Below are 25,346 nucleotides of genomic sequence, written 5' to 3'. Positions count from 1 at the left end.
ATGAATCAGGTTGCTGTTGTCATTGGTGGCGGACAAACCTTAGGAGAGTTTCTGTGCCGCGGTCTGGCCGCCGAGGGCTACCGCGTGGCGGTGGTCGATATTCAAAGTGAAAAAGCCAGCCGCGTCGCCCAGGAGATCAACGCTGAATATGGCGAAGGCACGGCATACGGCTTCGGCGCCGACGCCACCAGCGAAGCCAGCGTCACTGCCCTGGCTCACGGGGTGGATGAGATTTTCACGCGCGTCGACCTGCTGGTGTACAGCGCCGGGATTGCCAAAGCGGCGTTTATTAGCGACTTCGCGTTGGGGGATTTCGACCGCTCGCTGCAGGTGAACCTGGTGGGCTATTTCCTCTGCGCCCGCGAGTTCTCGCGGCTGATGATCCGCGACGGCATTAAGGGACGCATCATTCAGATCAACTCGAAGTCCGGCAAAGTCGGTAGTAAGCACAACTCCGGCTACAGCGCGGCGAAGTTCGGCGGCGTCGGGCTGACCCAGTCGCTGGCGCTGGATCTGGCGGAGTACGGTATTACCGTCCATTCGCTGATGCTCGGCAATCTGTTGAAATCGCCGATGTTCCAGTCGCTGCTGCCGCAGTATGCCACCAAGCTCGGTATCGATGAGAGCGAAGTCGAGCAGTACTACATCGATAAGGTGCCGTTGAAACGCGGCTGCGATTACCAGGATGTGCTGAACGTGTTGATGTTTTACGCCAGCCCACAGGCGTCGTACTGCACGGGTCAGTCAATTAACGTCACCGGCGGCCAGGTGATGTTTTAAAAGGTTCCCGGATGGCGCTGCGCTTATCCGGGCTACAAAACGGAAGGTCGGGTAAGGCGTTAGCCGCCACCCGACAAAAAAACGGTACCCGGGTTGTTCCCGGTACCCCACCTTCAGGAGACATTATGGTTACCGCATTAATCACCGTCGCCGCTATCGCCTGGCTGACTCAGCTGGCTTTCGGCGGCTGGCAAATTCGCCGCTTCAATCGCGCCTTTGATAGCCTTTGCCAGCAGGGCCGCGTTGGCGTCGGCCGTTCCTCCGGGCGCTTTAAACCACGTGCGATTGTCGCTATCGCCGTCGATGAAAACGATCGTATTTGCGACACGCTATTGATGAAGGGACTCACCGTCTTCGCCAGCCCGCAAAAAATCCCCACGCTTACCGGTAAACATCTCAAGGAATTGCAGCCTGATGTGATCTTTCCCAATGATCCGCTCTGTCAGAATGCACTATCATTAGCGCTTAATCCGAAACATGCATAATTTCGTTGTGAAAGTTAATATCTTGCGAAATTATCACTTCGAAACTTAAACGCAGGATACAACGCCTATGAAACCACGTCAGCGCCAGGCAGCCATTCTCGAGCACCTGCAATCACAGGGCAAATGCTCGGTCGAAGAGCTGGCGCAACACTTCGACACCACCGGCACCACTATCCGCAAGGATCTGGTGATACTGGAGAATGCCGGGACCGTCATCCGCACCTACGGCGGCGTAGTGTTGAATAAAGACGAGGCCGACCCGCCTATCGACCACAAGACGCTGATCAACACCCATAAGAAAGCGCAGATTGCCGAGGCCGCCGTACGCTACATCCACGATGGCGATTCAATTATCCTCGACGCCGGCAGCACCGTGCTGCAGATGGTGCCGCTGCTGAGCCGCTTCAATAACATCACGGTGATGACCAACAGCCTGCATATCGTCAACGCGCTTTCCGAGTTCGATAACGAGCAGACCATCCTGATGCCGGGCGGCACCTTCCGTAAAAAATCGGCTTCATTCCACGGCCAGCTGGCGGAAAACGCTTTCGAACAATTCAGCTTCGACAAACTGTTTATGGGCACCGATGGCATTGATCTGGTGGCAGGCGTTACCACCTTTAACGAGGTGTATACCGTCAGTAAGGCGATGTGCAACGCCGCCCGCGAAGTGATCCTGATGGCCGACTCATCCAAGTTTGGCCGTAAAAGTCCCAATATCGTCTGCGGCCTTGAGCGCGTGGATAAATTGATTACCGATGCCGATATTGACCCTGAATTCCAGCGGGCGCTGGAAGCCAAAGGTATTGAAGTCATTATTACTGGAGAACATCATGAGTAACTTTTTGTTAGAGGCCGGACGCCAGACCCTGATGCTTGAGCTGCAGGAGGCGAGCCGCCTGCCGGAACGCCTGGGCGACGACTTCATCCGCGCAGCGGAAACCATCATCCACTGCGAGGGCAAACTGATTGTCTCCGGTATCGGTAAATCCGGCCACATCGGTAAAAAGCTGGCGGCAACCTTCGCCAGCACCGGCACCCCGGCCTTTTTCGTCCATCCGGCGGAAGCCCTGCACGGCGATCTCGGCATGCTCGACAGCCGCGACGTGATGCTGTTTATCTCCTACTCCGGTAGCGCGAAAGAGCTGGATCTCATCGTGCCGCGGCTGGAAGAGAAATCCATTCCGCTGCTGGCGATGACCGGCAAATCCACCTCGCCGCTGGCGCTGGCGGCGAAAGCGGTGCTGGATATCGCCGTGGAGCGCGAAGCCTGTCCGATGCACCTGGCGCCGACCTCCAGCACCGTCAACACGCTGATGCTGGGCGACGCGCTGGCGATGGCGGTGATGCAGGCGCGCGGTTTCAATGAAGAAGATTTCGCCCGTTCCCACCCGGCGGGCGCCCTCGGCGCGCGTCTGCTGAACAAGGTGCATCACCTGATGCGCCGCGACGAAGAAGTGCCGCGGGTCAATGCCGAGGCCAACGTCATGGACGCCATGCTCGAACTCAGCCGAACCGGGCTCGGCCTGGTGGCGGTCTGCGATGAAGCTAATCGCGTACAGGGCGTCTTCACCGACGGCGACCTGCGCCGCTGGCTGGTTGCTGGTGGTACGCTCAACGATGGCGTCACTCAAGCGATGACCCGCAACGGCGTGACGCTGCAGGCGGAAAGCCGCGCGGTGGAAGCCAAAGAGCGGCTGATGAAACACAAAATCAGCGCCGCGCCGGTCGTGGATGAAAACGGCCAACTGGTCGGCGCCATCAACCTGCAGAATTTTTACCAGGCAGGGATCCTTTAAGTCCCAGACGTTTCGCCAGCCGATGCAGGTTGGCGACGTCCAGTTCCAGCGCACGGGCGGTCGCCGCCCAGTTGCGCTGGTTCGCCTCCAGCGCGCGGCTAATCGCTTCCCGCTGAAAAGAGTCGGTCGCCTCGCGCAGATTGACGTTTTCCGTCGCCGGCGCCGCTACCGCCGTCTCAGTCGGCAACATCGGCGCCGTCACCGCAAACTGGAAATGCTGCGGCTCCAGCACCACTTCATCGCCGGCCTGGGTGGCCCGCGCCAGCACCACCGCCCGATGAATAGCATGCTCCAGTTCGCGCACGTTGCCCGGCCAGGACCACTGCTGCAGCCTGCCGCGCGCCGCTTCGCTGAGTATCACCCGCGCCAGCCCCATTCGCAGGCGGCACTGCTCGCAGAAATAGCCCGCCAGCAGCACCACATCGCTGTCCCGCTCGCGTAGCGCCGGTACCGACAGCGGAAAGACGCTCAGCCGATGGTACAGGTCGGCGCGAAAGCGCCCTTCCACCACCTCCTGGCGCAGATCGCGGTTCGTCGCCGCCAGCACCCGCACATCGACTCGCAGACTGCGGTCATCGCCGACGCGCTGAATATCGCCATACTGCAGCACGCGCAGCAGCTTCGCCTGCAACGCCAGCGACAGTTCGCCAATTTCATCAAGGAACAAGGTGCCGTTATCCGCCATCTCAAATTTACCGCTACGGTTGCTGATAGCCCCGGTAAATGCCCCTTTCACATGGCCGAACAGCTCGCTCTCCGCCACGCTTTCCGGCAGCGCCGCGCAGTTGAGATAGACCAGCGGGTTGGCCGCCCGCGGAGAGCCCTGATGCACCGCCTTCGCCACCAGCTCTTTACCGGTGCCGGTTTCGCCGCTAATCAGCACGTTTAAATCCGAGGCGGCGACGATATCGATCTCTTTTTTCAGCTGCAGCATAAGCGCCGAGAGGCCGATAATCTCCTGACGCTCAGGCTGCGCGTCATTCACCGGTTGCACCGGCAACACGTTTTGCGCCTCAAGGCGGGCGATGAGCAGCGCGTTATTCAAGGCGCCAGCCACCAGCGCGGCAATCAGCCGCAGCTCTTCATCGCTGAAGCTGTCAAACCGGTCGGCATCCATCCCATCAAGGGTCAGCGCGCCAATCAGCGTCTGCCCGGCAAACAGCGGCAGGCCAACGCAGGCGTGAACCTTCAGGCTCTCCTGGCCGGGGATCAGGCCGTCATAGGGGTCGGGCAGGTCGCTATCCGCCGGGAAGCGCACCACATCCCCAGCGCGCGCAATCGCCTCCAGCCGCGGGTGCCCTTCCAGCGCAAAGCGCCGGCCAAGTACATCCTGCGCCAGGCCATCGATCGCCAGCGGCACAAACTGATGCGCCTCATAGCGCAACAACGCCGAGGCATCGCAGCCGAGGATTTGCCGCAGGGTGGTAATCAGGCGCGAAAAACGGTCGCTGTGACCAATATCGCTTTGTAAATCAATGGCGATTCTCGCCAGCTCGTCGACGGAAAAACTCATTGCCGCTCCATTGTCATTTTGACAACACGCATTGTCATATCGACTATTTTAGCTATTGTCATTTTGACAGCAACCAAAATCAGAAAAAATTAAAAATATATAATTATCAATGAATTAAAAAGTTGGCATGTAACTTGATATAAGCCAGTCAACTGAATTTAAACACACTGTATTGATTGAGGTTGCTATGTCTATTGCGGTTAAAAATAACATTCTTTGGGTTGGCCAACGTGACTGGGAAGTGCGTAATTTCCACGGTACCGAATATAAAACGCTGCGCGGCAGCAGCTACAACAGCTATCTCATCCGCGAAGAGAAAAACGTGCTGATCGATACCGTCGATCATAAATTCAGCCGCGAGTTCGTGCAGAACCTGCGCAGCGAAATCGATCTCGCCGACCTCGACTATATCGTCATTAACCACGCCGAAGAGGACCATGCCGGCGCGCTGACTGAGCTGATGATGCAGATCCCGGATACGCCGATCTACTGCACCGCCAACGCCATCGACTCGATCAACGGCCACCATCATCATCCGGAGTGGAACTTCCACGTGGTGAAAACCGGCGATACTCTCGATATCGGTAATGGTAAACAGCTGATCTTCGTGGAAACGCCGATGCTGCACTGGCCTGACAGCATGATGACCTACCTGACCGGCGATGCGGTGCTGTTCAGCAATGACGCCTTCGGCCAGCACTACTGCGACGAACACCTGTTCAACGATGAAGTGGACCAGATTGAACTGTACGAACAGTGCCAGCGCTACTACGCCAACATCCTGACGCCGTTTAGCCGTCTGGTGACGCCAAAAATTACCGAGATCCTCGGCTTCAACCTGCCGGTGGAGATGATTGCCACCTCCCACGGCGTGGTCTGGCGCGATAACCCGACGCAAATCGTCGAGAAATACCTCGAGTGGGCGGCGGATTACCAGGAAGATCGCATCACGATTTTCTACGACACCATGTCCAACAACACCCGTATGATGGCGGACGCCATTGCCCAGGGGATCACCGAAGTTGACCCGCGGGTGGCGGTAAAAATCTTCAACGTCGCCCGCAGCGACAAAAACGACATTCTCACCAATGTTTTCCGCTCGAAAGGCGTACTGGTGGGCACCTCCACCATGAACAACGTGATGATGCCGAAAATCGCCGGGCTGGTGGAAGAGATGACCGGGCTGCGTTTTCGCAATAAACGCGCCAGCGCCTTTGGCTCGCACGGCTGGAGCGGCGGCGCGGTAGACCGCCTGTCCACCCGCCTGCAGGATGCTGGGTTTGAGATGTCGCTGAGCCTGAAAGCCAAATGGCGCCCGGATATTGACGCGCTGGAATTGTGCCGCCAACACGGACGCGACATCGCCCGCCAGTGGGCCCTCTCGCCGCTGCCGGTTGCTGAAGCAGCGACAACGCCGGAACCACAGGATTGCGCCTGCGCCGCCGCCGATCTCGGTCCCATGATGCAGTGCAGCGTGTGCCAGTGGGTCTATGATCCGGCGAAAGGCGAACCCAACCAGGATGTCCAGCCGGGTACGCCGTGGAGTGAAGTGCCGGACAATTTCCTCTGCCCTGAGTGTTCTCTTGGCAAAGATGTCTTTGACGTTCTGGCGACGGAGGCAAAATGAGTGATGGCATCGTCATCATCGGCTCGGGCTTCGCGGCCCGCCAGCTGGTGAAAAATATCCGTAAGCAGGATACGCAAATCCCGCTGACCCTCATCGCCGCCGATAGCATGGATGAGTACAACAAACCGGACCTCAGCCATGTCATCAGCCGCGGGCAGAACGCCGACGATCTCACCCTGCAAAGCGCGGGCGAGTTCGCCGAGCAGTACACTCTGCGCCTGTTTCCCCACACCTGGGTGAGCGATATCGACGCCGAAAACCGGTTAGTGAAGAGCCAGGATAACCAGTGGCGCTACGACAAACTGGTGCTGGCCACCGGCGCGACGCCGTTTATCCCCCCGGTACCGGGACGCGAGCTGATGCTGACGCTGAACAGCCAGCGCGAATACGGCGCGGCGCAGAGCCAGCTTCGCGACGCCAGACGAGTGCTGATCGTCGGCGGCGGCCTGATTGGCTGTGAACTGGCGATGGATTTCTGTCGCGCCGGTAAAGCGGTAACGGTGGTCGATAACTCCGCCAGCGTGCTGGCGGCGCTGATGCCGCCGGAGGCCAGCAGCCGCCTGCAGCATCGGCTTACCGAGATGGGCGTACATCTGATGCTGAAATCGCAGCTGGAAGGGCTGGAGCAAACCGCCGATGGCATTCGCGTCAGCCTTGACCGCCAGCGGGCGATCGTCGTGGATGCGGTGGTGGCCGCAGCCGGTCTGCGCCCGGAAACCTCGCTGGCGCGCCACGCCGGCCTACAGATCAACCGCGGCGTGGTGGTCAATAGCCAGCTGCAAACCAGCGATCCGGCGATTTACGCCCTCGGCGACTGCGCGGAAATCAACGGCATGGTGCTGCCGTTCCTGCAGCCGATTTTGCTCAGCGCGCTGTGCCTGAGTAAAAACCTGCTGGCGCAGACGGGCGAGCTCACCTTGCCGCCGATGCTGGTGAAAGTGAAGACCCCGGACCTGCCGCTGCATCTGGCCGGCGACACCCTCCGCGACGATCTGACGTGGAATATCGTGGCCGCCAAAGAGGGGCTGGTGGCGAAAGGCCTGGATGCAGAGAATCAACTGCGTGCCTTTGTGGTCAGCGAAGACAAGATGAAAGAAGCCTTTGCGCTGCTCAGGCAGCTGGTAAGTTGATTGCCGTCCAGGCAGCCCTGTTTTGCCGGGTGGCGCTACGCTTACCCGGCCTACGGAGGCCGCCCGTAAGCTCATATCCTGTAGGCCCCCGCCGGGGCAGGGGCGGCGACTGGCCGCCCCCTGTGCGCACCCTGCGCCACGGAAAACAGAGTGCAGAAAAATCAACCGGGAGCGCAGGTTCAGTTAACACTTAATACGTTGTTTCTGTCTGAGCCGACTCCTGCAGCACCTGCAGAATGTTAGCTGCGGCGGCGGTCCCCATTTTCACGTAAGAGGCATCGCTAACGCCACCCACATGCGGAGACAGAATGACATTATCAACCGCCTGCCAGATGTGCGGCGTAGTTAATGGTTCACTGTGAAAGCTGTCGAGCGCCGCCCAGCGCAACGTCCCCGCTTTTAATGCTGCGGCCAGCGCCGCATCGTCAATCAACCCGCCGCGCGCAGTATTCACCAGGATAGCGCCCGGCTTACACTGCGCCAGCGTGGCAGCATTGATCATTCCCCTATTGTGTTGCGTCAAGGGACAATGAAGGGACAGAACATCGGCCTGCATCAGCAGGTCTTTGAGTTCGTCAACACGTTCACATTCCGGCGGGACCGTTTTCGCGTAGGGATCGTAAGCCAGAACCTTCATACCAAAGGCGACGGCAATTTTCGCCACACGGCTACCAATGGCGCCGAGGCCGACCAGTCCCAGCGTTCTGCCCTCAAGTTCGAGCGATTTATGCGTTGATTTATCCCAGTGCCCTTCACGCAGGCGGCGGTCAAGGGGAATGACCGACTTGGCACAGGCCAGAATTAACGCCCAGGTGTGTTCGGAAACCGCGGCGGCATTGGCCCCCGTCGCCGCGCGAACCATAATGCCGCGCGCGGTGGCCGCCTCAACGTCAATGACATCAATACCGCTGCCATGTTTGGCAATCACCTTCAATGCCGGGGCGGCATCCATGACGGCGGCCGTGATTTTGCCATAGCGCACCAGTATCGCCTGCGGATTGTGCTGCTGGCACAGGGCTATCAGCTGAGATTCTGTTGGCTGGCGGCCGGCAAAGACAAGCTCGTAATCTTCCAGCATCTCCAGCGCTGCTGCAGCCAAATCGTTGCCGGTAATCAGGATGACGTTTTTAGCGCTCATGGCAGTGTCTCCCCTTCGCTCAGCATCCCTGCCTGACGCAGAGCGCTCTCCAGCCAGTGCGGACGAAGGTCGCCGTCGCGGATAGCAACCAGACGTTTTGATTCCATCGCCAGTTTGCCTTTCGCCAGTTCGATGATGGTGCGGACTTCATCGCGCGGGATAACGACCACGCCGTCAATATCCCCTACCACTAAGTCACCTGCCTGCACGGCGGCGCCACCGACTGAAATAGCATGATTGACCCTGCCTGGAATGAACTTGGTGGGGCCGCACGGATTCAGGCCGGCGGCGAAAACCGGAAAGCGTTGTTTACTTAAGGTTTCCGCATCGCGAACGGCGCCGTCGATGATGATCCCTGCGATACCGCTGGCCTGCGCCTGCGTCGCCATGATCTCTCCCAGCAGCGCGCAGGAGAGATCGCCCTTCCCGTCGATGACCAGCACGTCGCCAGGTTTGGCGACGGCCATTGCGGCGTGAATAGCCAGGTTATCCCCCGGACGGACCTCTACGGTAATCGCCGGCCCGGCAACCGCCATATGCGGTGCCAGCGGCTTGATGCGGCCATGTAATGTGCCACGGCGTCCGGCCACGTCAGCCAGAATGGCGGCCTGAAATTCGGCGGCCTGGCGGACCTCTTCCGCGTCAACACGCGCAATATCAAAGTTGATGAGTTTCTGTTGTGAAGCAGGCATGGTTACTCTCCATTTGTTTTACTAGATACAACTCACGTGTACTATATAAAACAACTATACGAGCATTGCTTCGCTTTTCGCCAGTGTTGCGAAGTTGTTTGTGATGTAAACACGAAGTTACTCACAAAATTCAGGTACAATTTTGTTCGGCAAAAAGGAGAACATGATGGGGAATGAAGGTGTAATTGCCGTTGAAAAGGCGCTGGCTTTACTTGATTGCTTCCGTCCCGGTAATGACAGTCTGACGTTAACGGAGCTGGCCCAGCTTTCGGGATATCACAAAACAACCGTTTATCGCCTGATGAATTCGCTTGAGCGAATGAACTACATCATCCGGCACGACGATGGCACCTATACGCTCGGCCACCGTCTGCTCTATCTCGGCAAGCTCTATGAACAATCATTTGAACTTGCCAGAGTCGTACAGCCGGAATTGCAGGCGCTGTCACAGGCCTCCAGCGAAAGCGCGAGCTGGTACGTGATTGAGGGGGGGCAACGCCTGTGTCTGTTCCGCGCCGAAGCCTCCCAGGGATTACGCCACAGCAACCTGCCCGGCAGCCAGTTCCCGCTGGATGGTTCCGCTATCAGCAAAGTTTTACGCCACTGGGGATTGGGTGAATCGTTGCAGGAAGACGAACCGACGCTGCCGTTTTATACCTCCGGCGCGCGCGACCCGCACACCGCGGCCTTCGCAATGCCAGTGTTTGGCGTCCACGATAAACTGATCGCGGCGCTGGCCCTGACCGGGCCGGCATCGCGCCTGACGGAAGATCGTAAAGAGAGCGGCATCAGCCAGCTCATGCAGGAGACAGCCAACCGCCTGTCGCTCAAGCTAGGCGCCAGCAAGCCATTCTGCGAAAGGTTTTACGGTCTGAAAGAGTAAGATTGGCTAAGAAGGCGGGAAAAATCCCGCCTTTGCTTATTAATGGGTCACCTGTTTTTCCTGCCTGGCAGTCTGCGAGTAACGCCGTCCCATGGCCAGCACCGCAATGCCGCCTGCCAGACACAAGGCGGCCAGCGGCAGCATCGCCAGCGTATGGCTTCCTGTCCGTTCGCTAATAATGCCATAGGCATTCACCATCACCGCGCCGCCAATCAGGTTGGCGATCGCGCCGATGGCCGCCAGCCCGGCGGCAGCGGACGTGCTGCTCATCCAGCCCGATGCCAGCGCCCAGAATGGGCCCTTCGCCGCATAAGCGCCAATCAGTATGGTACTGAGGATCATAATGGTGGCCGGAAGCGACAGATTGATAAACGCCGCGAACACGCCAGCCGCAATCATAAAGAGGGTAAGCGCCGTGTGCCAGCGGCGTTCATTTTTCCGGTCCGAACTGCGTCCCCAGACAATCATCAGCACCGACGCCAGTCCATAGGGGATGGCATTCAGCAGCCCGGTGGTCAGGTTATCAAGATGGAACGACTTCAGCAGCTGTGGAGACCAGACGCTAAGCGTGGTGCCGGCAGATGACGCGCCGGCGTAAATCAGCGCCATGATCCAGATTTGGCGATGCTTCAACAGTTGCCATGTGGTGGTGTGGCCGATCTGTGTCTGCTGTTGGCGCTCCGCCTGAAGCGTGTTTTCCAGCCACGCTTTCTGCCGGTCGTTTAACCAGGCAGCCTGATGCGGGCGGTCGCGCAAAATAAAGAAAGCGGCAATCCCCAGCAGTACCGCCGGCAACCCTTCAATAATGAATAACAGATGCCAGCCGCGCAGCCCTAACCAGCCATCCAACATCAGGATCAGCCCAGAAAGCGGTGAGCCGATAAAGTTAGCCAGCGGAATGGCCACCATAAAAGAGGCAATGATGCGCGCACGGTAGCGTGACGGGATCCACCAGGTAAGATAGAGCACCACGCCAGGAAAAAAGCCCGCTTCGGCAGCACCCAGCAAAAAACGTACGATGTAAAGGGAGGTGGTGTTTTGCACCAGCGCCATACACATCGATACCACTCCCCAACTGATCATAATGCGCGGGATCCACAAGCGGGCCCCCACCTTCTGCATCGCCAGGTTACTGGGCACCTCAAAGATAAAATAGGCCACAAAATACAAACTGCTGGCGAAGCCAAAAGCCGCCTTACTCAGGCCCAGATCCTCATTCATCTGCAGCGCAGCCATACCAATATTGCCCCGGTCAATAATCGACACCAGGTAGCTGACAACCAGGAAAGGCAGGATGCGCCAGATAACCCGCCGCATGGTCTCTTTTTCCAGCGCGTCGTTATCGGTCGCGCGGTTCGGTAATTGATCGGTCATGGTTTCCTCGCAGGGTTTCATTATGTTTATCAGGAAAACGATGTAGTGACGAAATAAGTGACTTCAGCCTGATGCGTCCGTTTTACCGCGTCCGGAGATGAGGATGGGCGGCTCAGGATGTCATGGCGCTTACCATGTAACGCAAGCCACACGTTTCTGGCCGCAAGGTGCGGCGCGGTAACGATTTCCATGAACACCTCGCTATTGTTGCACTCTGTACAACCAAGTTTTATTTTACAAAACTACTATAACGAGGCTGTCGTGTTTTTATCCAGTTAACGAGTGGTTTAAATGATGTAAATAAGAGGTGAATCACAGATGCTTCGGGTCGTTAAAACGGGGGAAAATGAAGATTTGGTAAAAAATAATAATTTTCAATGAGTTAAGTAATTGAGATTATTGACGCAGAGCGATGCATCGCCAGGACCTGGGTCAGCCTGCGCAGAGCAGCGCCGCCGGGAAGGTCGGGTAGCCCGGCTAAGCGCAGCGCAAGCCGGGAAAATATCCAGGCTAACGCGCCAGATTGTCGTAGCCGCGCCAGCGGTAGTTAAGCACCGACAGCGCCCAACAGGCGACAAACAACCCGACCACCACAAATCCGGCATCGCCAAGGTTATCGTTTAACATCCCCACCCAGCGCCATATCCCGCCACTGAGCGCAAACTTATCCATCAGCAGACCCAGCGCCTCCAGGCCGCCAATAAACAGCGCCACTACCACCGAGGTGCCGGTGATGGTCATATTGTAATAAAGCTTGCGCTGCGGTTTGCTGAATGCCCAGCCGTAGGCGCCGACCATCAGCACGTTATCGAGGGTATCCACCAGCGCCATACCGCTGGCGAACAGCGCCGGGAAGACCATAATCGACCAGACGGAAATCCCGCTCGACGCGCCGGCGGCGGAGATACCCAGCACACCGATTTCGGTAGCGGTGTCAAAACCGAGGCCGAACAGGAAGCCGACCAGGTACATCTGCCAGCTGCGGCTGACCAGACGGAAGGTTTTGCCAAACAGCCAGCTCATCACCCCGCCGCCGCTGACGATTTCGTCGCTCACTTTCTCACCGCGCTTCCACGCCCGAAAGCTGCGCCACACGCTGCGTAAAATCACCAGGTTGATAAAGGCCATCGCCAGTAAAAACAGGGCCGACACGGCGGTGCCGATGACGCTACCGGTGTCGTGCAGCCAGCTCATCTGCGCGCTGAAGGCCGTGGCGGTCGCGGCAATCGCCGCCGAGGCCAATACCACAATCGATGAGTGGCCCAGCGAGAACCAGGCCCCGACGGCGAAAGGCCGCCGCCCCTGCTGCATCATCTTACGGGTCACGTTATCAATCGCCGCGATATGGTCGGCATCGACCGCGTGGCGCAGGCCGTAGCCCCAGGCCAGCAGGCTGGCGGCCATCAGCGCGCCGCTGTCGCCAAAGGCCTGCAGCGCCCAGCACCAGGCCAGTAAGTTTGCCGCGATCAACCCCAACACCAGTCCCGCAGCGCGCGGCTGCTGGCGTAAAACTGTCATTATCATTGTTGTGTTCCTTGAGCCTGCCCGCGGGCGGCGGCGATCACCGCCTGACCATATGCGATTGCGCCGTCGCCGGCCGGCAACTGCTGCGCAAACAGCAGAGTAAAATCCGCCAGATAAAAGGTCAATCGCGCCGCCAGCAGGCGGTTATGCAGCACCCCACCGCTGCAGACCATCGTGTCGATGCCGCGGGCAGTCGCACAGTCGCGGGCCATCGCCGCCAGTCCGCAGGCCAGGGCGTCATGAAATGCCCAGGCTTTTTGCGCCGGGCTCGCCTGCCAGCGCAGCCACTGCCGCCAGAAGGTGGCCAGGTCCAGCGCATTGCCGCGCCACGGCAGCGTGACCGGATGGCTGACGCCGGGGCAGCTGGCGGCCAGCGCCTCCAGCCGACAGGCCGCTTCGCCTTCATAGCTCAGACTCTCCGGCGCGCAATCCAGCGCGCAGGCGACGGCGTCAAACAGCCGTCCGCAGGACGAGGCGCGCGGCGCGTTAATGCCGCGATCGATGGCCTGCGCCAGCAGCGGCCAGTTGCGCTGGCGCAGGGGGGAGGTCTGCGGATAATCCTGCCAGTCAGGGACAAAGGCCAGACAGTGGGCCAGCAGATTTCGCCACGGCTGGCGCGCCGCCAGGTCACCGCCCGGCAGCGCGACGGCCGGCAACCCGCCAAGATGTTCGCACTGGCGATAGTTAACCCGCAGGCACTCCCCGCCCCACAGCGCGCCGTTCTCCCCCATGCCGATGCCGTCGAGGGTCAGGGCGATAACGTCGCCGCCGTCAAGCGGCCAGCGGTGCTCGGCCAGGCACGCCGCGGCATGAGCATGGTGATGCAGCACTGTCTCCACCGGCAGCGACAGGGACGCCGCCCACTGCGTTGAGCGATAGCCGGGATGGGCATCAACCACCACCCGCTGCGGCACAAACGCGTAAATGCTTTGCATCAGTTGCAGGGTGCTGCGCCACTGCTGTTCAACGCCTTCCTCGCCAAGATCGCCAAAGTGCTGGCTCAGCACCGCTTCGCTGCCGCGCGCCAGGCAGAAGGTGTTTTTCATGTCCGCGCCCAGCGCCAGCAGCGGCGGCACCTTGTCCAGACCCGGCGGCAGCGGCAGCGCATCCGGGACATAGCCCCGGGCGCGGCGCAGCATTTCTCCGCTCGAGCGCACCAGAGAATCATCCAGCCGCTGCACGATGTCGCGGTTATGGAGCAAAAAGCCGTCGGCGATGTCGGCTAAGTCGTTGAGTGCTTCAGTATTACTTAACGCCGGCGGGCGGCCGCTAAGGTTGCCGGAGGTCATCACGATAGGGCGCGCCAGCGCCTGCAGAAGCAAATGCTGCAGCGGATTAGACGGCAGCATCACCCCAACTTCCGCAAGCCCTGGCGCAATCTCGTCGCACAGGCCGGAGACCTGCGCTTTGCTAATCAGTACGATGGGCGCCGCCGGGGAGTCCATCAGCGCCACGGCGTTGGCAGGTAACCCCGCCGCAGAGGGCAGCATCACCGCCAGCGGTTTCGCCGGACGGTGTTTCCTCGCCCGCAGCGTGGCAATAGCAGCGGGATTACCGGCATCGCAGGCCAAATGAAAGCCGCCGATACCTTTTATCGCCACGATGTCGCCTGCCGCCAGCCGCGTGATGGCCGCCTGCAGCGCCGCCTCGCTGTTCAGCGTTTCCCCCTCTGCCCGCCATTCCAGGCGCGGCCCGCAGTCGGGGCAGGCCACCGGCTGGGCGTGAAAACGGCGATCCGCAGGATCGCGGAATTCCGCCTCACAAGGGGAACAGAGCGGGAACGGCGCCATTGCGGTGAAAGGCCGGTCGTAGGGCATGGCGCGGATAATGGTCAACCGCGGCCCGCAGTGGGTGCAGTTGATAAAGGGGTAGCGGTAGCGGCGCGCCCGGGGATCATTCATCTCCGCAAGGCACGCCGGACAGGTCGCCGCATCGGGCACGATCTGGGTGCGCATGCGTCCCGCCCCGCTCTCGCGGATGGTGAAATCCTGCGGCGTGGCCGTCCAGCAATAAGGGGTGCAGTCGGTGCTGTCGATACGCGCCAGCGGCGGGCAGTGGTCAGCCAGGGCGGCAGTAAAACCATCGTCGCCCCCGGCCAGCCGCACGAGGACGCCGTCACCGTCATTACAGACATCGCCGCAGCGGGCCTGCCTCCGGGCCAGCTGCCAGACAAAGGGGCGGAACCCCACCCCCTGCACTTTACCGCGAATGCGGATTTGCACCCCGTTCATGCCACGACTTACCAGGCCAGCGCCGTACGGCGACGTTTCTCGATATTCATCTGCTCCAGCTTGTTGCGGTCAACGCACACCAGGGCGTGCGTCGGGCAGACTTCCATGCAGGCCGGGCCGCTCTCGCGGTGGAAGCAGAGGTCGCACTTGTTGGCTTCGGCTTTTTCCGCCACGACGTTCAGTCCGGCACCGCTATGGCGGATCACCGGGCGCACCACCACCTCCATCGCCCCGTACGGGCAGGCAACAACGCAGGTTTTGCAGCCGATGCAGCGCTCCTGCATCACATGGACAAAGCCTTTATCGCGGCTGATGGCGCCGTTCGGGCAGACGTTGGCGCAGGGGGCGTCTTCACACTGACGGCAGGCGGTCGCCGTGGAGACATTGACCCCTTTGATCACGTGAATACGCGGTTGAAAGGTGTGAGGCGTCAGGGCGGCGCAATCCTGATGTTCCTGATGGGACACCACGCAGGCCACTTCGCAAGTGCGACAGCCGATACATTTGCTCGCATCGGCGATAATGAAACGGTTCATCCATTTCTCCAGCAGTAAGAAGGTTAGGCGCCGGAGTATGCATAATACGTTCCAGTTTTTATATTATTGATAGTTAAGAGAATTAAATCGAATATTTGCTGTCATCGTCAGTAGTGACGATGACAGCTGACGACGTCAGGCACAGGGACCCGCCACCAGTGAATCACGCTCAATTAGCGCCCCGGGGAAGCTCTGCTGAAAGTTGAATTCCCCACCATCCAGCATAAATATCAGCCGATTGATGCTCTCTTTAATCATCTCCGTCACCGGTACCCGAACGCTGGCGAGCGACGGCACCATATACGGCGCCAGCACAATATCGTCAAACCCCACCACCGAGACCTGATCCGGAACCTTTACGCCCAGCTGGTGAAGCTGCTTCATCGCCCCGATAGCCATATCGTCATTGCTCGCCACCAGCGCGCTGTAGGTCACCCCGCGCTGACGCAGGCTCTCCACCGCCGCCGCGCCGGTTTCCGGCGTCCAGCGCCCCTCCGCGATGAGCGCCTCGTTCAGGGCGATGCCGTGGCCAGCCAACGCGTCTTTGTAGCCGGCAAGGCGTTCGACGCCGGTGGGTGAGTCAAGGGAGCCGGTAATAAAGGCGATATCGCGATGGCCAAGCGCAATCAGCCGCTCCACCACCCGCATCGCCGAGGCTTTTTGATCGGACCAGACGCAGTGGCTGGCGTGGCGGCGCAGGCGGCGATTAAGCACCATGATCGGCTGCGAGTGGTTCTCAACGATCTCGTCCATCTCGTCAACGGTGAGAAAGCGCGGGTAGATGATGATCGCATCGCAGCGCAGGTCCAGCAGGTACTGGATCGCCTCCCGCTCCTCTTGCGCGCTGTGCTTGCCGTCGGCCAGGATCAGCTGTCGTCCCTTGTCTTCCGTCATCCGCGCCACGTGATACAGCAGCTCGCTGAAATAGACGCCGTGGTACAGGGTGTTGGTCACCACCAGGCCCAGGGTTTGCGTCGTTTTGGTCGCCAGGTTGCGCGCCAGCAGATTAGGCCGATAGCCGCTCTCCGCCACTGCCTTAAACACCCGGTCTTTGGTCTCCTGACTGACATAGCCGTTGCCCGACAGTACCCGCGAAACGGTTGCCTTAGATACCCCCGCGCGCTTTGCGACCTCCAGCATCGTTGCCATGTGATTCTTCCTGTTGCAAAAGTTGCAGGCAGTGTACTGCACGTTTCCCGCTTTTACAGCATTCCCCTGTTCACAACCGCGATCCGGCTCACGGCGACGCTTCGCGATCAAAATCACAAAATTGAGATCATCTTTTTTTATTTCTTGTGCAATCAAATGAAACTCACCATGATTTTGTGAAACCGGTTTCCTATATAAACATGGTATCGCCCGGCGATGCGGCGCGGTAGCAGATCAGTACCCTATTGATAAACAGGATAAAATCCGATGTCGAAAAATTATGCAGCCCTGGCGCAACAGATAGTCGCGGCAATCGGCGGAGTCGATAACGTCGCCGCCGTGACCCACTGCATGACCCGTCTGCGCTTCGTGGTCAAAGACGACGAAAAGGTCGATAGCCCCACCCTGAAAGGCCTGACCGGGGTACTCGGCGTTGTGCGCAGCGATAACCAGTGCCAGGTGATCATCGGCAATACCGTTTCCCAGGCCTACCGCGAGGTCGTGAATCTGCTGCCTGGCGACCTGCGCCCGGCTGAGCCGCAGGGCAAAGCGCCGCTGACCCTGAAACGCATCGGCGCCGGGATCCTGGACGCGCTGATCGGCACCATGTCGCCGCTGATCCCGGCGATTATCGGCGGATCGATGGTCAAGCTGCTGGCGATGATCCTCGAGATGAGCGGCGCGTTGCCGAAAGGCTCACCGACGCTGACCCTCCTGACGCTTATCGGCGACGGCGCGTTTTTCTTCCTGCCGCTGATGGTGGCCGCCTCCGCGGCGGTGAAATTCAAAACCAATATGTCGCTGGCTATCGCCATCGCCGGGGTGCTGGTGCATCCCGGGTTTATCGAATTGATGGCCAAAGCCGCCCAGGGCGAACACGTTGAATTCGCCTTTATTCCGGTTACCGCGGTGAAATACACCTACACAGTGATCCCGGCGCTGGTGATGACCTGGTGCCTGTCGTATATCGAGCACTGGGTGGATCGCATTACCCCGGCGGTGACGAAAAACTTCCTTAAGCCGATGCTGATCGTGTTGATCGCCGCCCCGCTGGCGATCCTGCTGATTGGCCCGCTGGGCATCTGGATCGGCAGCGCCATTTCCGCGCTGGTGTATACGATCCACAGCTATCTCGGCTGGCTGTCGGTGGCGATCATGGGCGGGCTGTGGCCACTGCTGGTGATGACCGGGATGCACCGCGTCTTTACGCCAACCATCATTCAGACCATCGCCGAAACCGGCAAAGAGGGCATGGTGATGCCATCGGAGATCGGCGCCAACCTGTCGCTGGGCGGATCGTCGCTGGCGGTGGCGTGGAAAACCAAAAACCCGGAGCTGCGCCAGACGGCGCTGGCCGCCGCGGCATCGGCGATTCTGGCCGGGATTTCCGAACCGGCGCTGTATGGCGTGGCGGTGCGCCTGAAGCGCCCGCTGATCGCCAGCTTAATCAGCGGCTTTATCTGCGGCGCGGTGGCGGGAATCGCCGGTCTGGCCAGCCATTCGATGGCGGCGCCTGGGCTGTTTACCAGCGTGCAGTTTTTCGATCCAGCCAATCCGATGACTATCGTCTGGGTATTTGGCGTGATGGCGCTGTCGGTGGTGCTGTCGTTTGCCCTGACGCTGATCCTCGGCTTTGAAGATATTCCCGTTGAACAGGCCGCTGCCGACGCCAGAGCGCGCCAGGCCCGGGCCCAGGCATCCCACGCCTGAACACACAATTAATAATGAGGTAATGCATGGCGAGTTTCCCACAGGGATTTTTATGGGGCGGCGCACTGGCCGCCAACCAGTCTGAAGGCGCTTATTTTGAAGGCGGCAAGGGGCTGACCACCGTGGATACCCTTCCCCATGGCGCCCACCGCCTGCCGGTAAAATTAGGCCTGGAGAAGCGCTTTACGCTGCGTGAAGACGAGTTTTACCCCAGCCATGAGGCGATCGATTTTTACCATCGCTATAAAGAAGATATTGCCCTGATGGCCGAGATGGGGTTCAGCGTCTTCCGCACCTCCATCGCCTGGAGCCGCCTGTTCCCGCGCGGCGACGAGCAACAGCCGAATCCGCAGGGCATCGCCTTCTACCGCTCACTGTTTGAGGAATGCAAAAAGCACGGTATTGAGCCGCTGGTCACGCTGTGTCATTTCGACGTGCCGATGCACCTGGTGATGGAGTACGGCTCCTGGCGTAACCGCAAAATGGTGGATTTTTTCAGCCACTACGCCCGCACCTGTTTTGAGGCCTTTGACGGGCTGGTGAAGTACTGGCTGACCTTCAATGAAATCAATATCATGCTGCACAGCCCCTACTCCGGCGCCGGGCTGGTGTTTGAAGAGGGAGAAAATCAGGAGCAGGTGAAGTACCAGGCCGCGCATCACGAGCTGGTGGCCAGCGCGCTGGCGACAAAAATCGCCCATGAGATTAACCCGCAGAACCAGGTCGGCTGCATGCTGGCGGGCGGCAATTTCTATCCTTACTCCTGCAAGCCGGAAGATGTGTGGATGGCGCTGGAGAAGGACCGCGAAAATCTGTTCTTTATCGACGTCCAGGCGCGCGGCGCCTATCCGGTGTGGGCCCCGCGGGTGTTCCGGGAAAAAGGGGTCACGATTGCGAAACAGCCGGGCGATGACGAGATCCTAAAAAACACCGTCGATTTCGTCTCCTTTAGCTACTACGCGTCGCGCTGCGCCTCGGCGGAGATGAACGCCAGCAACACCAATGCCGCCAACATCGTCAAGTCGCTGAAGAACCCGCACATCCCGGCCAGCGAGTGGGGCTGGGGCATCGACCCGCTGGGCCTGCGCATCACCATGAACATGATGTATGACCGCTATCAGAAACCACTGTTCCTGGTGGAAAACGGGCTTGGCGCTCGCGATGAGATCGACGCCAATGGCGACATCAATGACGACTATCGCATCAGCTACCTGCGCGAGCACATCAGGGCCATGCGCGACGCTATCGGCGACGGCATTCCGGTGCTGGGCTACACCAGCTGGGGCTGCATCGATCTGGTCTCAGCGTCAACCGGCGAGATGAGCAAGCGCTACGGCTTTGTCTATGTCGATCGCGACGATGCCGGCAACGGCACGCTGGCGCGTAAGCGTAAAAAGTCATTCTTCTGGTACCAGAAGGTGATAGCCAGCAACGGCGCCGATCTCGACTAAGCCCCCTCGCCCACACGCGCCCATTTCCCGCGATAAACGGGGATGGGCGTCTGCTTTCTGTTGCATCCATTACATGCTTTTTTCTCGAGCCTGATTCCAGTTTCTGGTTTGCCTCCTGTTCACAATAACTGGTATTTTATACAGTACTTTTACAGGGGTATTTTCAGCAAGGAGCACATCATGAGCGCACAGCACCCTACCGCAGCCAGAGGGATAGCCAGGGCCATTCGCCAGTTAACCGTGGGATATGTCAGAAAACGCCATGAGGACCGCAAAACACGGGAGACACGGCGCTACACCCGCCACGCAGCCCTGAGCCTGAACGGCGACTGGCTGGAGCAGGCGGGGTTTCCGGTCGGCACGCAGGTCAGAGTCTCGGTGTCGCCCGGGAAATTAGTGATAGAGAATCTTGAGCTGGCGCCGCCGGGAACGGGGCTCCCGGCCGGTCAGTCGTGCGCCGGCGGAGAGCCCGGTTCGCCACTGGGTTAATCGTCTTCAGCCTCCAGCCGCGCAAAGCCGCCCTGGCCCTGCCAGCCTGCCAGCTGCTGGTACACCCGGGCAACGGCCTCTTTTACCGGCTGGGTCATCGGATAATAAAAACCGACGATATCCGGCTGAATGCCGAGGAAGATCACCTCGCCGACGTCCTCTTTCAGCTGATCGACCAGATAGTTGAGCGGCATGTTATGGGTGGTCATCATAAACATCTCGGCGATATCGTCGGGATCGATGACGCGAACGTCACCGGGGTTGAGGCCCATATCGGTGGCATCGACAATCAGCAGGCGTTCGGGGCGTAATTCACGGATCGCCACGATGTCGTTTTCCGGCGCGCTGCCGCCGTCGATGACCACCCACTGGCCGGCCGGGTTCGCCGCGCACATCTCCGCCAGCAGCGGGCCGGCGCCGTCGTCGCCCATCATGCTGTTGCCGACACAGAGTAAAACGTCAGTCACGTAATCTCCTCACCATCAGGTAGATGGCGCTCTCCTGGTGAATATCATGCAGCATGCTGAGCAGGGTTTTGCTCCACGCCTGCTGCTGCGGGGTCTGCGCGGACTGCGCTTTATCAAAGGCGTTGGCCAGCATCGCCACATGGCTGCTGTCGATGACGATTTCGCCATACTTCGGCACGCCCTCCATTTTGCGCCGCGCGGCGCTCCCGGCCTCAAGGGTGGCGATCCATGCCAGATACGCGTCCCACGGGCAGCTCAGCGCCGCCTCCAGACAGTCGATGACGCCGAGGTGGTGGCCAATCGCCAGGCTGTAATAGACCACCTGCTGCACCTGATCCGGCGTGGCGTCGTTCTCATCAATAAATTTACGGCTCAGCTGACTGAACACCACCGTCTCGCTCATCGGATACGCGCCCCCTCGACCACCTGGTTGAGATGGGTGACGATCTCGGTCAGACGCGGATCTTTCTCCGCCTCCAGCCAGCGCAGCACCTGGCTGTCGCCCTGGCCGAGCAGACGCATATAGTCGTCAGCAATCTGCCGGCCATAGCGATAGCCCGCCAGACGCCGCGCTTCGCGATCGATGCGCACCCGCAGGGGCTGCACCATATCGGCATGCAGCAGCTCGGTCGGCTGTTCGTCGAGTTCGCCTGGCAGACGAGCATGGATTTTCTGCTCCAGCAGGCCGAGCGCCATGGCGAAGCCGTACAGGGTGGCGGCGGGCGTCGGCGGGCAGCCCGGAATATAGACATCGACCGGTACGATTTTATCAGTGCCGCCCCAGACGCAGTACAGGTCGTGGAAGATGCCGCCGCTGTTGCCGCAGGCGCCGTAGGAGATACAGATCTTCGGATCCGGCGCCGACTGCCAGGCGCGCAGCGCCGGGGAGCGCATGGCGCGGGTCACCGCCCCGGTAAACAGCAGAATATCGGCATGGCGCGGCGAAGGCACCACCTTAATGCCGAAGCGTTCAGCGTCGAACAGCGGCGAAAGGGTGGCGAAGATCTCGATTTCACAGCCGTTGCAGCCGCCGCAGTCGACACGGTAGACGTAGGCCGAACGTTTAATCTTCTTCAGCAGCGAGGCCTTCATGCTGGCGATGGATTCATCCACCGTCATCGGCACGGGAATGCCGTTTTCATCGCGCGGGCCAAGTAAAGTACTCATCAGCTGGCCTCCCTCATATGGCGGGTTAGTTCAATACGATCGGACGGCACCAGGCATTTCTGGCGCTTGCATTCCGGGCAGGTTTCGAAGCTTTCACGGTGCAGCTCGGCGCGGGTATCGCCGTTATGCTTGAGCAGCGCGATGGCGTAGTCGATCTCCTTCTGCACCGCGAACGGACGCTGGCACTCCCGGCAGTGGCAGATAGCAAAGCGCGACTGCTGGAGGAAATCCTCTTTCTTCCACACCGCCAGCTCATACTCCGGCGACAGCTTAATCGCCGCCGTCGGGCACACCTCTTCACAGCGGCCGCAGAAGATGCAGCGCCCGAGGTTGAACTGCCACGCCAGCTGGTTAGTGGCCAGATCGGTCTCGACCGTCAGGGCGTTCGACGGGCAGGCGTTCACGCAGGCCGCGCAGCCGATACACTGCTGTGGATTGTGCTCCGGTTTGCCGCGGAAGTTTTTGTCCACCGGCATCGGCTCCAACGGGTAGGCGTGCGTCGCGGTGCCGGTCTTAATAACTTTTTTAATAAAGGTAAACATGGCGATTCCTTATTTCAGCGGCGAGTTTTTACGCTCGATGCTGTAGCGCTCCAGCTCTTTGTACGGCACCACTTTGCTCTTCTTCTTACGTACATCGACAACGGTCATGCGGTCGGTACAGGAGTAGCACGGGTCGAGGCTGCCGATGATCAACGGCGCATCGGAAACGGTGTTGCCGCGCAGCATATAGCGCAGGGTCGGCCAGTTGGCGTAGGTCGCCGCCCGGCAGCGCCAGCGGTACAGTTTCTGGTTGTCGCCGGTCATGCTCCAGTGGATATCGTCGCCGCGCGGCGCCTCGGAGAAGCCCAGTGCGAAGCGGTGCGGAATATAGGTGAACCCTTCCACCATCAGCGGGCCGCCCGGCAGGTTATCGAGACCGAAATCAATCATATTCAGCGCGGTATAAACCTCGTTGATCCGCACCTTGAGGCGAGATATCACGTCGCAGCCCTGCTCGCTGTGGACTTCCATCGGCAGCAGGCCGTAGCCGACAAACGGGTGGTCGGCGCGGGTGTCGCGGGCGTGGCCGCTGGCGCGCACCATCGGGCCGACGTTACTAAAGTCGCGGGCGATTTCCGGATCCAGACGGCCAATACCGACGGTACGCTGTTCCATATTCGGCGTGCTGAGCAGCATATCCACCAGCTCCTGCACGTCGCGGCGCATCTGCTGCGCCAGCTGACGGGTCTGGATCATGTCCTCTTTCAGCAGGTCGCGGCGGATCCCGCCGATCAGGTTCAGGCCGTAGGTTTTACGCGCGCCGGTGAGAATTTCCGCCATCTTCATTGAGGTTTCGCGCACGCGGAAGAACTGCATAAAGCCGGAGTCAAAGCCGGTAAAGTGGCAGGCCAGACCGAGGTTCAGCAGGTGCGAGTGCAGGCGTTCCACCTCCAGCAGAATGGCGCGGATCATCTGCGCCCGCTCCGGCACCACGATGCCCATCGCGTTCTCTACCGAGGTGGTGTAAGCGGTACTGTGGGCGAAGCCGCAGATGCCGCACACCCGGTCCGACAGGAAGGTCACTTCGTTATAACCCATGCGGGTTTCCGCCAGCTTTTCCATCCCGCGATGGACGTAGAACAGGCGGTAGTCGGCGTCGATAATGTTCTCGCCGTCAACGAACAGGCGGAAATGGCCAGGTTCATCTGAGGTGACATGCAGCGGGCCGATCGGCACCACGTTGTTTTTCTTGCTGCCAAGCTCATTAATGAACTCGTAGGTTTCCGCGTCGGTGGTCGGCGCCGGACGCTGGCGATAGTCCATGCTGTCTTTGCGCAGCGGATAGAGTTCGTCCGGCCAGTCGTCCGGTAGCACCAGACGACGTTCGTCCGGCAGGCCGACCGGCACCAGGCCGTACATATCGCGCACTTCGCGCTCGCCCCACACCGCCGCCGGGACACGCGGCGTCACCGACGGGTATTCCGGTTTGTTGGCGTCCACTTCCACGCGCACGGTGATCCAGCATTTGGTGCCCTGCTCCATCGACAGCACGTAATAGACCGCGTAGTGGCCGTTCAGCTTACGTTCATCGTTGCCGAACAGCACCGACAGCCAGCCGCCCTGCTGGTAGTAGAGAAACTCCACCACTTCCGGCAGGTAGTTGACCTTCACCGTGATAGTTAACTGGTCTTTGGTCTGCCAGGCTTCGTCCAGCACCACGCCAGGAAAGGCCTGGTGCAGCGCCGCAAGATAGTGTTGACCGATTTTTTCTTCAGACATGCTCAAACTCTCTTAATCACGCCACCAGCAAGGAGACGAAAGCTAAAAAGGCAAAACCAAACCCGGCCCAGGTGACGCGGGAGGTGGCACAAAAACGCAGACGCGCCATGCTGTTTTCAAACAACGCGATAATCAGCACCCCGACCACCAGCTTGACGACGGCGACCACCAGCGCTAACAGCAGTCCGCCGACGCTGAAGCTGGTCATCTGGCCCCACGGGAAAAAGACCCCGACAAACATCTGCAGCACCACCAGCTGTTTGAGGCTGATGCCCCACTTCAGGATGCCAAAGCCGCTGCCGCTGTATTCCGATAGCGGGCCCTCCTGCAGCTCCTGCTCCGCTTCCGCCAGATCGAACGGCAGTTTGCCCATCTCAATAAAGGTGGCGAAGGCGCAGGCGCACAGCGCCAGAATCAGTGGAATGCTGCGCGCTGCCGGCCAGTGGTAAAGGGTATCGGTGATGGTGCTGATATGGGTCGAGCCGGCGACCTGCGCCGCCACCCACAGACCCAGCAGCAGGATCGGCTCCACCAGCACGCCGAGCATCGCTTCGCGACTGCTGCCCAGCGCGGTAAACGGGCTGCCGGTGTCCAGACCAGAAATGGCAAAGAAGAAACGGGCGATGGCGAACAGGTAGATCAGGGTGATGAGATCCCCGAGCACCGGCAGCGGAGAGTCCACCGTCACCACCGGCAGCGCGGTGGCGATGGTCAGCATCACGCCCACCATGACGTACGGCGTCAGGCGGAACACCCAGCCCGAGGCGTCAGGACCGACGCTCTGACGGCCCAGCAGTTTCAGGATATCGCGATACTCCTGCAGTACCCCCGGTCCACGGCGGTTATGCAGCCGCGCGCGGGCGACGCGAACGATCCCGGACAACAGCGGCGCGACGGCAAACAGCACCAGCGCCTGTAGCAATGCAATTAACAGACTCAT

General features: G+C 59.9%; 24 protein-coding genes. 10 read left to right on the top strand and 14 right to left on the bottom strand.

Annotated elements, in window-relative coordinates; translation table 11 throughout:
- From srlD to gutQ, 4 genes are all read left to right on the top strand, one after another.
- Complete coding sequence (gene srlD / locus CWM61_RS13290; RefSeq protein ID WP_008806161.1) at nucleotides 1-780, top strand: sorbitol-6-phosphate dehydrogenase; 780 nt, start codon at nucleotides 1-3, stop codon at nucleotides 778-780.
- A 125-nt stretch (nucleotides 781-905) separates the two neighbouring features.
- A complete protein-coding gene (gene gutM / locus CWM61_RS13285; RefSeq protein WP_074387776.1) occupies nucleotides 906-1,265 on the top strand; it encodes a transcriptional regulator GutM in 360 nt (119 codons plus the stop codon).
- 67 nt (nucleotides 1,266-1,332) lie between these two features.
- The gene (gene srlR, locus CWM61_RS13280) at nucleotides 1,333-2,106 is read left to right on the top strand and encodes a glucitol operon DNA-binding transcriptional repressor SrlR (RefSeq protein WP_008806163.1); all 774 of its coding nucleotides are present in this window, start codon (nucleotides 1,333-1,335) and stop codon (nucleotides 2,104-2,106) included.
- The gene (gene gutQ / locus CWM61_RS13275; protein ID WP_047079014.1) at nucleotides 2,099-3,064 is read left to right on the top strand and encodes an arabinose-5-phosphate isomerase GutQ; all 966 of its coding nucleotides are present in this window, start codon (nucleotides 2,099-2,101) and stop codon (nucleotides 3,062-3,064) included. The genes srlR and gutQ overlap by 8 nt, the downstream gene beginning before the upstream one ends.
- Here gutQ and norR read toward each other — a convergent pair.
- Nucleotides 3,027-4,577 carry a nitric oxide reductase transcriptional regulator NorR gene (norR, locus tag CWM61_RS13270; protein WP_100631379.1) on the bottom strand — a complete coding sequence of 517 codons (1,551 nt, stop codon included), beginning with the start codon at nucleotides 4,575-4,577 and terminating at the stop codon, nucleotides 3,027-3,029. The genes gutQ and norR overlap by 38 nt on opposite strands.
- A gap of 187 nt (nucleotides 4,578-4,764) precedes the next feature.
- On the opposite strand from norR, the gene norV reads away from it, so the two are divergent.
- Nucleotides 4,765-6,204 carry an anaerobic nitric oxide reductase flavorubredoxin gene (gene norV / locus CWM61_RS13260; RefSeq protein ID WP_100631377.1) on the top strand — a complete coding sequence of 480 codons (1,440 nt, stop codon included), beginning with the start codon at nucleotides 4,765-4,767 and terminating at the stop codon, nucleotides 6,202-6,204.
- Nucleotides 6,201-7,334: an NADH:flavorubredoxin reductase NorW gene (gene norW / locus CWM61_RS13255; RefSeq protein WP_100631376.1), complete on the top strand. Its 1,134-nt coding sequence runs from the start codon at nucleotides 6,201-6,203 to the stop codon at nucleotides 7,332-7,334. The genes norV and norW overlap by 4 nt, the downstream gene beginning before the upstream one ends.
- 190 nt (nucleotides 7,335-7,524) lie before the next feature.
- On the opposite strand, the gene CWM61_RS13250 is transcribed toward norW, so the two are convergent.
- Together CWM61_RS13250 and CWM61_RS13245 are read right to left on the bottom strand one after the other, a co-directional pair.
- On the bottom strand, nucleotides 7,525-8,472 hold the full coding sequence (locus CWM61_RS13250; RefSeq protein ID WP_100631375.1) for a hydroxyacid dehydrogenase: 948 nt from the start codon (nucleotides 8,470-8,472) through the stop codon (nucleotides 7,525-7,527).
- The gene (locus CWM61_RS13245) at nucleotides 8,469-9,164 is read right to left on the bottom strand and encodes a methyltransferase (RefSeq protein ID WP_074387771.1); all 696 of its coding nucleotides are present in this window, start codon (nucleotides 9,162-9,164) and stop codon (nucleotides 8,469-8,471) included. Before CWM61_RS13245 ends, CWM61_RS13250 begins: the two co-directional genes overlap by 4 nt.
- A gap of 166 nt (nucleotides 9,165-9,330) precedes the next feature.
- Between CWM61_RS13245 and CWM61_RS13240 the strand changes: the two genes are divergently transcribed.
- Nucleotides 9,331-10,047 (top strand): IclR family transcriptional regulator, encoded by a 717-nt coding sequence (locus CWM61_RS13240; RefSeq protein WP_012540776.1) that lies wholly within the window; start codon nucleotides 9,331-9,333, stop codon nucleotides 10,045-10,047.
- 39 nt (nucleotides 10,048-10,086) lie between these two features.
- Here CWM61_RS13240 and CWM61_RS13235 read toward each other — a convergent pair whose 3' ends face one another.
- The 5 genes from CWM61_RS13235 to CWM61_RS13215 form a co-directional block, all read right to left on the bottom strand.
- A complete protein-coding gene (locus CWM61_RS13235; protein WP_074387770.1) occupies nucleotides 10,087-11,421 on the bottom strand; it encodes an MFS transporter in 1,335 nt (444 codons plus the stop codon).
- A 510-nt stretch (nucleotides 11,422-11,931) separates the two neighbouring features.
- Nucleotides 11,932-12,945, bottom strand: coding sequence for a HoxN/HupN/NixA family nickel/cobalt transporter (locus CWM61_RS13230; RefSeq protein ID WP_008806172.1), 1,014 nt, complete (start codon nucleotides 12,943-12,945; stop codon nucleotides 11,932-11,934).
- On the bottom strand, nucleotides 12,942-15,176 hold the full coding sequence (gene hypF / locus CWM61_RS13225) for a carbamoyltransferase HypF (RefSeq protein ID WP_100631374.1): 2,235 nt from the start codon (nucleotides 15,174-15,176) through the stop codon (nucleotides 12,942-12,944). The genes CWM61_RS13230 and hypF overlap by 4 nt, the downstream gene beginning before the upstream one ends.
- Before the next feature lie 8 nt (nucleotides 15,177-15,184).
- Complete coding sequence (hydN, locus tag CWM61_RS13220) at nucleotides 15,185-15,712, bottom strand: electron transport protein HydN (RefSeq protein WP_008806174.1); 528 nt, start codon at nucleotides 15,710-15,712, stop codon at nucleotides 15,185-15,187.
- Nucleotides 15,713-15,847: 135 nt separating this feature from the next.
- Nucleotides 15,848-16,861 carry a LacI family DNA-binding transcriptional regulator gene (locus tag CWM61_RS13215; protein WP_016161695.1) on the bottom strand — a complete coding sequence of 338 codons (1,014 nt, stop codon included), beginning with the start codon at nucleotides 16,859-16,861 and terminating at the stop codon, nucleotides 15,848-15,850.
- A gap of 267 nt (nucleotides 16,862-17,128) precedes the next feature.
- On the opposite strand from CWM61_RS13215, the gene ascF reads away from it, so the two are divergent.
- From ascF to CWM61_RS13195, 3 genes are all read left to right on the top strand, one after another.
- On the top strand, nucleotides 17,129-18,571 hold the full coding sequence (gene ascF / locus CWM61_RS13205) for a PTS cellobiose/arbutin/salicin transporter subunit IIBC (protein ID WP_100631372.1): 1,443 nt from the start codon (nucleotides 17,129-17,131) through the stop codon (nucleotides 18,569-18,571).
- A 26-nt stretch (nucleotides 18,572-18,597) separates the two neighbouring features.
- The gene (locus CWM61_RS13200; RefSeq protein WP_100631371.1) at nucleotides 18,598-20,022 is read left to right on the top strand and encodes a 6-phospho-beta-glucosidase; all 1,425 of its coding nucleotides are present in this window, start codon (nucleotides 18,598-18,600) and stop codon (nucleotides 20,020-20,022) included.
- Nucleotides 20,023-20,202: 180 nt separating this feature from the next.
- Entirely contained in the window at nucleotides 20,203-20,511 is a 309-nt protein-coding gene (locus CWM61_RS13195; RefSeq protein ID WP_074387766.1) for a SymE family type I addiction module toxin, read from the top strand.
- Here CWM61_RS13195 and hycI read toward each other — a convergent pair.
- The 6 genes from hycI to CWM61_RS13165 are packed head-to-tail and all read right to left on the bottom strand — an operon-like array spanning nucleotide 20,508 to nucleotide 25,346.
- Nucleotides 20,508-20,978 carry a hydrogenase maturation peptidase HycI gene (hycI, locus tag CWM61_RS13190; protein ID WP_100631370.1) on the bottom strand — a complete coding sequence of 157 codons (471 nt, stop codon included), beginning with the start codon at nucleotides 20,976-20,978 and terminating at the stop codon, nucleotides 20,508-20,510. The two genes, CWM61_RS13195 and hycI, sit on opposite strands and share 4 nt — an antisense overlap.
- On the bottom strand, nucleotides 20,971-21,381 hold the full coding sequence (locus CWM61_RS13185) for a formate hydrogenlyase maturation HycH family protein (protein WP_100631369.1): 411 nt from the start codon (nucleotides 21,379-21,381) through the stop codon (nucleotides 20,971-20,973). Before CWM61_RS13185 ends, hycI begins: the two co-directional genes overlap by 8 nt.
- Nucleotides 21,378-22,145 (bottom strand): NADH-quinone oxidoreductase subunit B family protein, encoded by a 768-nt coding sequence (locus CWM61_RS13180; protein WP_002914891.1) that lies wholly within the window; start codon nucleotides 22,143-22,145, stop codon nucleotides 21,378-21,380. The genes CWM61_RS13185 and CWM61_RS13180 overlap by 4 nt, the downstream gene beginning before the upstream one ends.
- Nucleotides 22,145-22,687 carry a formate hydrogenlyase complex iron-sulfur subunit gene (locus CWM61_RS13175; RefSeq protein ID WP_023290793.1) on the bottom strand — a complete coding sequence of 181 codons (543 nt, stop codon included), beginning with the start codon at nucleotides 22,685-22,687 and terminating at the stop codon, nucleotides 22,145-22,147. Before CWM61_RS13175 ends, CWM61_RS13180 begins: the two co-directional genes overlap by 1 nt.
- A gap of 9 nt (nucleotides 22,688-22,696) precedes the next feature.
- On the bottom strand, nucleotides 22,697-24,406 hold the full coding sequence (gene hycE / locus CWM61_RS13170; RefSeq protein ID WP_004151044.1) for a formate hydrogenlyase subunit HycE: 1,710 nt from the start codon (nucleotides 24,404-24,406) through the stop codon (nucleotides 22,697-22,699).
- Between the two features lie 16 nt (nucleotides 24,407-24,422).
- Complete coding sequence (locus tag CWM61_RS13165) at nucleotides 24,423-25,346, bottom strand: respiratory chain complex I subunit 1 family protein (protein WP_046882467.1); 924 nt, start codon at nucleotides 25,344-25,346, stop codon at nucleotides 24,423-24,425.

Origin of the sequence: Klebsiella sp. K-Nf6 (assembly GCF_002806655.1) — a bacterium.
Lineage (GTDB): Bacteria > Pseudomonadota > Gammaproteobacteria > Enterobacterales > Enterobacteriaceae > Klebsiella > Klebsiella variicola.
This window is presented reverse-complemented; position numbering and strand designations above follow the sequence as displayed.